We start from the raw sequence: 12,670 nt of genomic DNA on the forward strand, positions 1-12,670 counted from the left end.
TATTGATGGGACATACAATTATACCCGAATTACATCATAGGCTAACATACAGGTATTAACTGTGCCGTCCTGATTATGGGACGGTTCACTTTTTTAAAAGAAAATTAACCTCGAAGGAGGTGAGAATCATTCCACTAGTCGTACGGGCAACGATCAATGCGACCGGTGCTATCACATTTACGGGCAACACACTTGGACTTAGTCGCTCTGATACAGTCGGAGTACCTGGGACACAGGACAGCATCGGTGGCTTTACCACTGTCAATACATCGTCTATTTTTGGAACCTACCCTAACGGAACGACTAGTCTTTATACAAGCAATAGTTCAGCAGCCATACTGGTCCTTCCTTCAGGTAGCACAGTGCTGTATGCAGAGCTGATATGGGGTGGCACCTATATAAATGGAACCGTAAACCTCAGTTCGGCGATAAACAACCCAGTCACCTTAATTACGCCTACCGGAAGTACGTTCAGCATAACTCCCGATGCAGCTACTAGTAACACTGTTGATTTGGGAGGTGGTGCTTCTGCATATGTCCGTTCCGCCAATGTAACCAGCATTATACAACAAGGTGGTGCCGGTACCTATACTACAGGCGGCGTTGTAGGCACAATTGTAATTCCAGGAGACTCGACAGCCAACCATGCCGGCTGGACTTTAGGTGTTATCTACCAGAATACAGCCCTCCCATTCCGCAATATGTCCCTTCGGGCAGGTGCAATACTAGTACAGGCAACATCAGCCCCGGTTTCAACTACGATAACTGGATTCGCAACACCAATAACAGGTGCGCTTGGAGGCAGAGCATTATTCAGCGCACAGGAGGGAGATGCAAACCGTTCAGGCGACCAGGCCTTGTTTGGTCCAACTGCTGCTACACTCGTAGCGTTATCTGGCCCCAATAACTTTGCTAACAACTTTTTCGCATCACAAATCAACAATGATACAGGTAATCTCAATACAACTGGAACATTTGGAACACGCAATCAGACGAACGGGAATCCAGGAACCAACATCATCGGTGGCCGACAAGGCTGGGACATTACTAATGTTGACGTGTCAGCCAGACTTGTAAATAATCAGTCTTCAGCGATTTTACAATTAACTACCTCTGGTGACGCTTATGTGCTTAATGGAAATGCCATACAAGTAGATATAAATGCACCCAAAATAAACCTTACTAAAAGTGCCAATGTGTCCGGGCCAATAGTCGGGGATACGGTAACTTACACTGTAATTGTCAATAATACTGGTACAGCGAGTGCAGCTAGCGTCGTTTTATCAGATGCGCTGCCAGCAGGATCAACCTTTGTTACCGGAAGCGTTGTAGTGGCCGGCGTCGCTAGACCAACCTTTGATATTACAGCAGGAATCTCTCTAGGTTCATTAGCTTTGGGTACTTCAATAACGGTTACATATCAAGCTAAAGTCACTTCATTACCACCAAGTCCACAAAATATAGCCAATACCGCAAATGCTGCTTTTACGTTTCAAAGTGTAGCAGGAGGCCCTATCATGACCGGGGTTATTCCATCCAATACGGTAACTTTACCCGTATATTCCCCTATTCTTAACATTGTAAAAACTGCCAATACTGCAAATGCGACGGTCGGAGATCAGATCACCTATTCCCTTCAAATCACCAACACTGGAAATATTGGTGCTATAACAACCCTTACCGACAATATTCCTTCAGGTAGCTCATATATTGCGGGTAGCTTTACCGTCAATGGAACACCTGTCGCTGGAAATCCTGCTACAGGTATTGCTATTGGAACGATAGCTGCTGGAGGCAGCTCTACCGTTCAATTCCGCGTAGTGGTGAACAGTCTCCCTTCACCGCCACAACTGGTCGACCAAGCGAGCACCACTTACACCTTTCAAGTTCCAGATGGGCGAACCGTAGCTGGATCAGCCTCATCCAATTCATTGTCTATTCCAGTTACAACTCCCAACGTAACAGTGCTCAAAAGCGCTGGATTTGCTGACGTCGCTGTAGGAGATACACTGCTCTACACCTCCGTTATCAGCAATAATGGAATTGCAGCAGTTACCAACGTATCGCTTTCAGACATTATCCCTGCTGGGACTTCACTAGTCTCAGGTAGTGTTACGGTAGGTGGAACGGCACAGCCATCTGCTAATCCCGGTACAGGAATTTCTATTGGAACCATCACGCCTGGAGGTTCCGTTGCGGTCACCTTTCAGGTCAACGTGATCTCATTGCCAACTCCCGCTCAACTATTAAACAGATCCTCTACATCCTTCAGCTCAGGATCGTTTACTGGCATTTCACTTTCCAACACGACTACAACTCCTGTATATCAACCTGTAATCCAGATTGTCAAAAGTTCGAACGTTTCCAGTGCCACTGTAGGGGGCAATATTCTCTACACGTTGAATGTTCAGAATTCTGGAAATATCGGGGCATCTGTAGTCCTCAGTGACAATATTCCTTCAGGAAGTTCCTTTGTCTCGGGGAGTGTCACAGTTAATGGAGTTGCTAGACCAACAGACTCTCCACTTACAGGAATTAACTTAGGAACTGTAGCTTCAGGGGCTAGTGTTCCTGTAACCTTTCTTGTCGCTGTGCAATCGTTGCCTTCACCACCTGTTCTGAACAATCAAGGCAGCAGCAGCTACACCTACCAACTACCAAGCGGTAGATCCTTATCCGGAACTAGCCAATCCAACACCGTTAGCATCCCAGTCTCCGCTCCAAATATTACGCTAACCAAATCCGCAAGCCTTGCTGATGTCACAGTCGGCGAGAATCTGACTTACACAGTCCAAGTGTCCAACACAAGCAGCGTAGCTGTGAATAACGTTGTCGTCTCTGACCCCATTCCTACGGGAGGCACTTTTGTAGCAGGCAGCGTTATTGTTGGCGGTTCATCGGTACCAGCCGCAAATCCAGGTACAGGAATATCTATCGGTAGTATTGCGGCTGGCAGCTCTATTACAGTCTCTTTTAGAGTGAATGTTTCTTCTTTACCAAATCCATCACAATTTACAAACAGAGCTAGTGCGTCTTTCTCATCCGGTGCCTTCACTGGTTCTTCACTTTCGAACACGGTAGTAACCCCTGTGTATCAACCTATTATTAGTATGGTCAAAAGCGCGAATACCGCTCAGGCATCCGTAGGAGGATCTTTGTCTTTCTCGATTCTCATCAGCAATACCGGGAATATTGCAACCACTCTACTATTAACTGATAATCTTCCACCTCAAGCTTTATTTAACGCGAACAGTGTAATCATCGGGGGAACACCTTTACCCGGATATAATCCAGTAACCGGAATCCCTGTAGGCCCATTGGCACCAGGTGACAGCGTATCTGTGAGCTTTCTGGTCACGATAACAGCGTTACCTCCTTCACAGATGTTACTGAACTCCGCTTCGGCAACATATAGCTTCACCCTCCCGGACGGGCGTCAACTCGGAGGAAATGTAGTATCAAATACGCTCTCTGTCCCTGTATCCGCACCTAACGTCAGTGTCGTAAAAAGTGTGAATGCAGCTACTGCCGTTACGGGCGATATCCTTACATTCACCTCAGTATTGACGAACAACAGCATAGCTACTGTAAGCAACATCATTCTCAGCGATCCTCTGCCTGAGAATGTAGCTTTTATTCCCGGAACCGTAATTGTAGGCGGCATTACTCAGCCGCTAGCAGTTCCGTCCGCCGGCATTCCAATCGGTAGTCTGGGTCCAGGCGCCACAGCTACCGTAACATTCGAGGTGAGGATAACGATGCCGATACCATCACAAATTAATAATCAGTCGTCCGTCAGTTTTACATCCGGTGTATTCTCCGGTTCTTCTTCATCCAACATTACTAGCACACCAGTCATTCAGCCACAGATCTCCTTATTAAAAAGTGCCGTCGATGGAGATGGTGATGCCGATGCTCTCGTTGTAGGTGATACCATCATCTACACAGTGGTTGTAAGTAATGCAGGTAATCTTGCTGCAAATGTAACCTTAACCGACAACATTCCTACTGGAACTGTCTTCAATCCTAACAGTGTTATTGTAGGAGGCATGCCGCAACCAGGTGCAGCACCCAATACCGGCATAGCTGTAGGAAGTGTAGCTCCGGGAACCAGTGTCCCTGTTAGCTTCTCTGTTAATATCGTTTCCTTACCATCACCACAACAAATCAGCAATCAAGCTTCTGCAAGCTTCTCCTATACTCCGCCTGACGGTAGACCCTTAAGCGGAACTGCTGTATCTAATACCGTCACACTACAGGTCTCAGCTCCTAATATCGTGGTAGTCAAAAGCTCCACCTCAACTTCCGTAGCGATCGGAGATACGGTCACTTATAACGTAAATATTACTAATAACGGTTTAGAAGCTGTTAATAGCGTGTTACTTAACGATCCAACACCAGCAGGCGCTGCTTTTGTAACGGGTAGCGTATCCGTAAATGGAGTACCTTTTCCAAACCTGAATCCTTCTTCGGGGATATCAATTGGCACCCTGGCGCCTGGAGCTTCAGCTCTGGTTGCTTACAGTGTTACCGTGACCTCTGTTCCTCCTACTGCTACACTTATCAATAAGGCATCCGTAACCTTTACATCAGGTGTTTTTTCCGGTTCGACCTTCTCCAATACCGTTACCATCCCTGTGTACCAGCCGAACATCTCGGTTGTCAAAACAGCAAGTACGAATAACGCTACAACAGGTGACGCTGTCAGCTATACCCTGACCGTGAGTAACACAGGAAACTATCCGGCAAGCTTAATCATTACGGACAATATTCCTGCGGGTACTACCTTCGTTCCGAATAGTGTGCTCATTAATGGACTCCCCTTAGCGCAAGCAGATCCATCTACGGGGATTCCAGCTGGAGTTATTGCACCCGGTGCTACTACTGCAGTAATATTCACTGTTAATATCACCTCACTGCCCAATCCTCAGCAGTTGGTCAATCAGGGTACCGTAGCGTATAGCTTCACTTTGCCTGACGGCCGCACACTTGGTGGTTCCGTCCTATCCAATACAATTACTATCCCTGTCTCTTCACCAAATCTGGCTGTAGTAAAATCTACGCCTACCACATCAACTACAGTTGGAGACACGATCACCTATTCAGTTACAATTACCAATAACGGAATCGAAACGGTAAATAACGCTGTGTTCACAGACGCACTTCCTGCGGGTACTACATTCGTATCTGGCAGTGTATTAGTAGATGGCGTACCTCGTCCAGGGGGTAGCCCTTCCACCGGGGTAACCTTGGGCAGTATTGCACCAGGTGTAACTGTAACTGTGGCATTCACAGTGAATACAGTCTCATTGCCACCTTCAGGCCTCCTAAATAACCAGTCAACGGTGAGCTTCACCTCTGGAGTTCTCTCGAATGTTGCCTTCTCTAATATTGTATCAACGCCTATTTACTTACCGATTCTAGCCGCAGCAAAAAGCTCGAATTCAATTCAAGCGACCGTCGGAGATACGATTACCTACACGATTAATGTAACCAATTCAGGGAATTACGGGGCTTTGGCTACTCTGAGTGATACTATCCCATCTGGAACAACATTTGTGCCAAACAGTGTGCTTATTCAAGGTGCCCCAGCTCCGGGAGCAGATCCAGCGGCTGGCATTCCACTCGGTGTCATATCCGCAGGTGCAACACTATCTGTTATGTTCTCAGTACTCATTTCAACATTGCCAGCAAGCCAGCAACTGATTAACCAAGCATCGGTAGCATTTGCTTACACCTTGCCTGATGGGCGGACGTTTAACAGTTCGATCAATTCCAATTCGACAACGATTTCGGTATCCTCACCGAATGTGATCGTAACTAAGTCATCACCAGCAGCAGATGCCGTTGTTGGCGATACAATTACCTACAACCTTACAGTTACCAATAGCGGAATCGCCAATATCAGCAATGTAAACATCAGTGATCCAATACCAGCAGGTTCTTCGTTTGTTGCTGGCAGTGTGATCGTTGATGGCACTCCGCACCCTAATGCCAATCCAGCGAATGGCATCTCGCTCGGCACAATTGCACCGGGCGTTTCGGTCAATATCTCGTTCAACACTATCGTCAATGTACTGCCTAATCCTGCCACGCTCACCGATCAAGCTTCCGTCAGCTTCACATCTGGAGCATTCTCGGGATCCTCATTCTCTAATACACTTGTTATTCCGGTGTATCAGCCTATCATCGTTGTAGTCAAAGGGGCAGACAGAACCGCCGCAACTGTCGGAGATACGATTACTTACTCCTTGAATGTGACTAATACTGGCAACCTCATAGCAAATGTAGTCATAACTGACACGATTCCTAGCGGAGCTATCTTCGTTCCAAACAGCGTGCTTATTAATGGGGTGCCACAACCAGGCTCCGACCCGGCTACTGGATTAAATATTGGAGCAGTTGCTCCGGGAAGCACGGTAACAGTGACCATAACCCTGCAGGTTACAGTAGCCTCCCTCCCGTCACCGCAGCAGTTAGTCAATCAGGCTTCAGCAACTTTCTCATTCACACCTCCAGATGGTCGTCTGCTCACCGGAACTTCACTTTCAAATGTCCTAATCATCCCTGTCTCTTCTCCGGATGTAAGTGTCGTTAAGAGCACTACTTCTATTGATGCCGTTGTCGGCGATATCATCACCTATACGATTGTTGTTACCAACTTAGGGATTTCACCAGTTAATAACGTCATCATGGTTGACCCTATCCCAGCAGGCAGCCAGTTTGTAACAGGCAGCATCACTGTAGACGGAACCCCACGACCTAATGGCAGCCCGGCTTCCGGCATTGCCATCGGAACGATTGCTGCTGGCGCTTCCTCAACCATCACCTTCCAGGTTCAGGTAGTAGCGTTATGATTCCCGGCTCACGTACCCAACCTGTCGTAACCAATCAATCTATGGTACTCTTCAACTCGGCAGAGGGTGTTGACGGCATTGTCTATTCCAATACCGTTAACACCCCGGTCGTGGGCCCCGTGCTTTCATTGCTGAAGAGTACAGACAAACTCCATGCCTCTTTAGGTGACACTCTGGTGTATACCATTAAAGCTTCTAATAATGGAAACACAGATGCTTTGCTAACGGTGTATGACATTCTTCCAGAAGGTGTATCCTTTATTTCCAACAGCGTGCTTAGAGACGGTGTGCCTCTCCCAGGGGCTACACCGTCTTCGGGCATACCGCTAGGCTCTATTGCTCCGCAGAGTCAAGTGAGCATCGCCTTTCAAGTAGTTATCATTTCACTTCCTTCTTCACTAGTGCTGCAAAATAAAGCACTGGGCCGTTTTTCTTTTGCCACACCCGAGGGAAGAATCGTTAGTGGAGATTTATATTCTAATTCCGTACTAGTTTCTTTACGCTCCTACCAGCTCTCTACCTTGTTGTCTGCAAGCACTCCGACCTCTTTTATAGGTGATGTAATTACCTATACATTACGGCTTACGAACGAAGGTAACAGCCTATTAAACCAAATCATCGCAACGATTTCTATTCCTAACGGATCTGTGTTCATTCCAGGGAGTGTCATTGCAGGTGGCGTCTATTATCCAGAATCAGAGCCTACGCAAGGAATATTAATTGGTCAACTTGATAAAGACCTAAGCATTGATATTACCTTTCGCGTTCGAGTTACAGAGATTCCCTCATCCTTGGACCTGACTAACCGTGCAGCTGTCACTTATACCGTCGACGACGATCCCAATACAACCGAGAGTAACAGCTTCGTTATCTCACTTGTTTTGGCAGGCGTCACCATCAGCAAGAGAGTAGATCATGTTACAGCAGCTCCAGGTGACAACCTAAGATATGAACTAACGGTAACCAACAGCGGGAACTTGGCCGTAAATGCGGTTCTGACCGATGCTATCCCTTCGGGCACTCTTTTCGTATGGGATAGTGTTCTCTTAAACGGAGTGATGCAAAAAGGCGCCCGTCCTGCTGATGGCATTCAGCTAGGCACATTAAGAGGCGGAACTTCAGCGGTCGTGGTCTTTCAAGTGAGCATTCCTGCAGCTATAAACATTCATGCCCACGCAGCTGTCCAAAATCATGGCAGTGTTCAGTATACTTTTGTGCTCCCGGACGGACGGACAGTAAGACAAACCTCTCGTTCCAATATTGTTACTACCTTAATAGTCATGCCTATCATTTCTCTCGAAACTCATGCAAAGCCTACCCTTGTGGAAGAAGGAGAACATGTCCAATGCTGGATCTCCCTAACGAATAGTGGGAATTGGCCAGCAGAAGTATCCCTTGATCGGCTCACACCGGAGGAATGTCTTATTGATCCTAGCAGCATTGTGATTGATGGGATTCCAAATCCACAATCTTCATTTAACGGTATTTTGTCGCTAGGGACAGTCAAAGCTGCTGCCACTGTAAACATCCATTATTTTGTCAGGGTTAGTGAACATGTACTGGGTCGTTTCCTTAAGGGCTTAGTAACCGCTCCATACTTCTTCAATCTGGATGGACGTGAATACACAGGCGAGAGCCAGTCGAACAGTTATATATTGACCGTGGAAGAGATCAGTGAATAAGAAATCACATATCCCCCATCCCCATGAATATACTTTAGTTACAACCCCAAAACATAAATATTTATATCCCATGGGAGGTGGTCATCCTGTCGCAATCATCTGGTCCCTTTTCCTTTGTAGTCTCAAAAGAAGACTGGTCCCTTCATCGAAAAGGCCATCAGGATCAGGAACGTCATCAGCAAAAGGTCAGAGAAGCTATCAAGGATAATTTGCCGGATCTCGTGACCGAAGAAAATATTATTTTGTCAGGCGGTAAGCAGATTGTAAAGGTTCCGATTCGCAGTCTGGATGAATATCGAATTATCTATAACTTTCGTAAGCAAAAGCATGTTGGACAGGGCGACGGGGAAAGTCAGGTCGGTGATGTACTTGGGCGGGATTCACAGTCGACACAGCCCGGCAAAGGGGAAAAAGCAGGCGATCAACCCGGTCAGGACACCGTGGAAGCAGAGGTCAATCTGGAGGATCTGGAGGACATCTTGTTTCAGGATATGGAGTTGCCACATCTGAAGCCAAAGAATAAGGAAGAGATCGAGGTTAAATCCATCATCTTCAACGATATTCGTAAAAAAGGCATGATGTCCAACATCGATAAGAAACGTACCCTGCTGGAGAATCTTCGGCGTAATGCAAGCAGAGGTAATCCCGGCATTCACAGCATAAGTCCTGATGATCTGCGCTACAAAACATGGGATGATATTCGAACGCCTCACTCCAATGCGGTCATTATTGCGATGATGGATACGTCAGGTTCGATGGGTTCTTTTGAAAAATACTGCGCTCGCAGCTTCTTCTTCTGGATGACCCGCTTTCTACGCCGCCAGTATGAGAAGGTGGAGATTGTCTTTCTCGCCCACCACACGGAGGCTAAAGAGGTCAGCGAGCATGATTTCTTCACTCGTGGCGAGAGTGGAGGAACCATATGTTCCTCAGCTTATCAAAAAGCGATTGAGATTATCGACAGCCGATACCCGCCAGCGCAGTACAACATTTATCCGTTTCACTTCTCTGATGGCGATAATCTCACCTCCGACAACGAACGTTGTGTGAAGCTAATTGGAGAACTGCTAAAACGAAGCAATATGTTTGGTTACGGGGAAGTGAATCAGTACAACCGCAGCAGCACACTAATGTCCGCTTATCGTCATCTGAAGCACGAGCAATTCATGCATTATGTCATTAAAGACAAAAAAGAAGTGTACCAGGCGCTAAAGACCTTCTTCAGTCAAAAGGGCACTGTTAATTCATAATTCCTACGTTTGATTATAGCCCACAGCTAGACTACCTGTTCTATTGTCCTACCCATATAAAAAAACCTCCATTCCAGATATTTGGAGAGGAGGTTTTTTTATGTAAATATATTCAACTATCCTAAACTCTGTTCCACAATACTTTTATTACCACTCAGAAAATAGATGGCAAGAGTCATATTCCAAGTAAGCTTTAAACTCTACAACCTATTGAACCTTCTCTCTATCCTTGCCTTTATCAGATTCACCCGCATTTCTATTCGCTGCTTCCCGGTCCTCCATCATCTCGTCCACCGTCTTTACCTTCAGGCGGGCTGCGCCTTCATTGTTGGCATTCGTTGGAATAAGATCTCCTGAAGCTAAGCGTTCCTTCGCTTTTGCAATGGCCTCGCTGTATTGTGGCAGCCACTGCTCCCCAGCTACAAGCATCTCATCGACCATCTGCCAGATTTCTTTCGGGTTACATACGGCGCCTACCAACGGATCCATCATAAATGCTTGACGTAGCAGCTTGTCATCGCCGTGCACAGCAGCTTCGACGGCTAAACGTTGCACCGAGATACTAACGTTGCACACTGCGGCTGCTCCTAAAGGCAATTCACCTACAAGCGGCATCGATATACCGTTCCGATCCACATACCCTGGTGCTTCGATGATCGCATCATCTGGCAAATTAGAGATCACGCCATTGTTCACAGTGTTAAAGTGACCTCTATACACTCTGCCCGTTTCCAAGCCTTCAATAATAAACGAACCATGTTCTTCTCCGCGATTCTCCACTGTATACTCCAATGCCGAGTCCTTCATCCAATTTGGAAAATCCGTTTCGAACCAATTCCGCCCTTCGGTGCAGACACGTAGATATCCACCAGTCTCACCGTTAATCCAGCTTCCCAGGTCGATCCAATCCATAATTTCATCGCTGCGTTTACGATACCATGGAACATATTCACTTAGGTGACCATTGGATTCTGTACTGTAATATCCAAAGCGGCGCAGCATGTCGATCCGAACTTTTTCTGTGCGGCTGAATTCTGGATGACTCTCAAAAGCTTCTAAAAGACCTTTGGTCAAATCTTTACCCTTATGACTCGCTGAAATATACCAAGTCTGGTGATTGATACCCGCACAAATAATATCGACTTCAGACTTTTTCAGCCCATACACATCTGCAATTTGCCCATGCCCATGCTGCACCCCATGACACAGACCAATCGTCCGTACACCACCGTATTTATTGCAAGCCCAAGTCAGCATAGCCATAGGATTCGAATAGTTAAGTAGGAGTACATCCGGCGCAGCCATTTCCCTAATATCACGACAAATATTCAGCATTTCCGCAATCCCGCGCTGACCATACATGATGCCTCCTGCACAAAGGGTATCCCCTACGCACTGATCGACTCCGTATTTCAATGGAATATCCACATCTGTAGCAAATGCTTCCAGTCCACCCATACGAATAGTACAAAATACGTACTTCGCATCCTTCAGGGCTTCTCTTCGATCCGTCGTTTCCTGGATTTGAATATTTAATCCATTCTCTTTAATATCACGTTGGCACAGCTCGGTAACCATCTCCAAGTTGTGGCTATTAATATCCATAAATGAGACTTCAATATTATTAAATTCCGGCACGGTTAGTAAGTCCCGCAACAATCCACGGGTAAATCCAATGCTGCCTGCCCCTATAAAAGACACTTTAAATGACATCCTTATCATCCTCCGGTTATGAATTGATTGTTCCTGTCCATTGTAGCAAGGGCGCTAGGGAAAGCGTAACCAATATCATGACCTCTTTTGAAGGAAGATGTCAAAAATCCTAACTTATCTATTGAGCATCCATCTCTTCATAACTCCAAGAATGACGCTCAATGGAATTGCGATATTCTACGGGCGTGTTGTCAGTATATTTTTTGAAGAGGAGATGAAAATATTGTCTGCTACTAATCCCTACATAATCGGCAATTTCAGCAATTGGAATATCACTCTGCCCCAGCAGCATCTTTGCTTTCTCCATTCGCAGCATATTCAAATAATCACTGAGTGTCCTACCTGTATGTGACTTAAAAATACGATGCAGATATCCGGGATGCAGATTGACCGCGGCAGCGATATCCTTAACCTGAATACTCTGGTCGTAATTCTGATGCAGGAATTCGATACTGCGCCGCACATAAAGCTGCGAAGGCTGTTGATTCGCATGAAGCTGATCCTGTCGCAAGCTTGATACTCGAAGCAGAAGCTCACAGAACAATAAGTCGACCATACTTCCGCCTTTCCCGCCACTTTGATCAAGCTCTAGTACAAGTCCTTTTAGAACATGATAAATTTCCTCCGAATCAGGCATGACTAGACTGGAAAAGGGCATCTGTAACCATTCAGCAAGTGCCGCTTCTTTCCGAGCGAGCTTGCCGATAGATGGAGCAACCCCTGTATATTCCATAAATCCAAACTCCACATTCAGCATTCGGCAAGGCGTCCCATCCTCGACAATCAGTCTGTGCGGTACATTTGCATCGAGGATGATCAGTTCTCCCCGCTTTAACCTAAATCTCTCTTCTTCACATGTTTTTGAACGGACATCCACAACACAGCTTCCTGAGATCAAATACATGATTTCGGTTGAATTATGCTGATGGTAAGACATACTGTAGTTGTTCCACTGTTTATAATAGTAAGCAAAAAAATGAGGACTATAATCTCTTTCAATTAATGCCTGCTGAAAAAGACTCCCACTAAGATTTAGAGGAAAATTCGTCAATCGATCACTCCTTTCTTCTATTAAAATGTTAACCCAAGTGTATCTCTCAACCTACTTCTAAGACAAGAAGAGCTACTTGAAGTCATTAAGTTAGAAAAAAACGAGCAAACCTCCAAT

5 protein-coding genes are annotated in these 12,670 nt (G+C 46.1%); 3 read left to right on the forward strand and 2 right to left on the reverse strand.

What is annotated here, in order from left to right; genetic code table 11:
* The first annotated feature begins 119 nt into the window (after positions 1-119).
* The 3 genes from MKY52_RS00715 to yhbH all read left to right on the forward strand — a co-directional run bounded on the left by MKY52_RS00715 (position 120) and on the right by yhbH (position 9,789).
* Positions 120-6,857 (forward strand): DUF7507 domain-containing protein, encoded by a 6,738-nt coding sequence (locus MKY52_RS00715; protein ID WP_341049270.1) that lies wholly within the window; start codon positions 120-122, stop codon positions 6,855-6,857.
* Complete coding sequence (locus MKY52_RS00720) at positions 6,854-8,539, forward strand: hypothetical protein (protein ID WP_341049271.1); 1,686 nt, start codon at positions 6,854-6,856, stop codon at positions 8,537-8,539. The genes MKY52_RS00715 and MKY52_RS00720 overlap by 4 nt, the downstream gene beginning before the upstream one ends.
* A gap of 86 nt (positions 8,540-8,625) precedes the next feature.
* Positions 8,626-9,789: a sporulation protein YhbH gene (gene yhbH, locus MKY52_RS00725; protein ID WP_149645947.1), complete on the forward strand. Its 1,164-nt coding sequence runs from the start codon at positions 8,626-8,628 to the stop codon at positions 9,787-9,789.
* Positions 9,790-9,996: 207 nt separating this feature from the next.
* Here the strand turns inward: yhbH and MKY52_RS00730 are convergent, their stop codons facing one another.
* Entirely contained in the window at positions 9,997-11,502 is a 1,506-nt protein-coding gene (locus tag MKY52_RS00730; RefSeq protein WP_341049272.1) for an alpha-glucosidase/alpha-galactosidase, read from the reverse strand.
* A gap of 118 nt (positions 11,503-11,620) precedes the next feature.
* Positions 11,621-12,553 (reverse strand): AraC family transcriptional regulator, encoded by a 933-nt coding sequence (locus MKY52_RS00735; RefSeq protein WP_341049273.1) that lies wholly within the window; start codon positions 12,551-12,553, stop codon positions 11,621-11,623.
* Positions 12,554-12,670 lie beyond the last annotated feature (117 nt).

The organism is Paenibacillus sp. FSL P4-0184, assembly GCF_038004625.1.
Classification (GTDB): Bacteria; Bacillota; Bacilli; order Paenibacillales; family Paenibacillaceae; genus Paenibacillus_AQ.

Excerpts from the sequence above, each read along its gene's own strand:
- MKY52_RS00720 (WP_341049271.1), top strand. The coding sequence starts at position 6,854 with ATGATTCCCGGCTCACGTACCCAACCTGTCGTAACCAATCAATCTATG.
- MKY52_RS00730 (WP_341049272.1), bottom strand. The coding sequence starts at position 11,502 with ATGTCATTTAAAGTGTCTTTTATAGGGGCAGGCAGCATTGGATTTACC.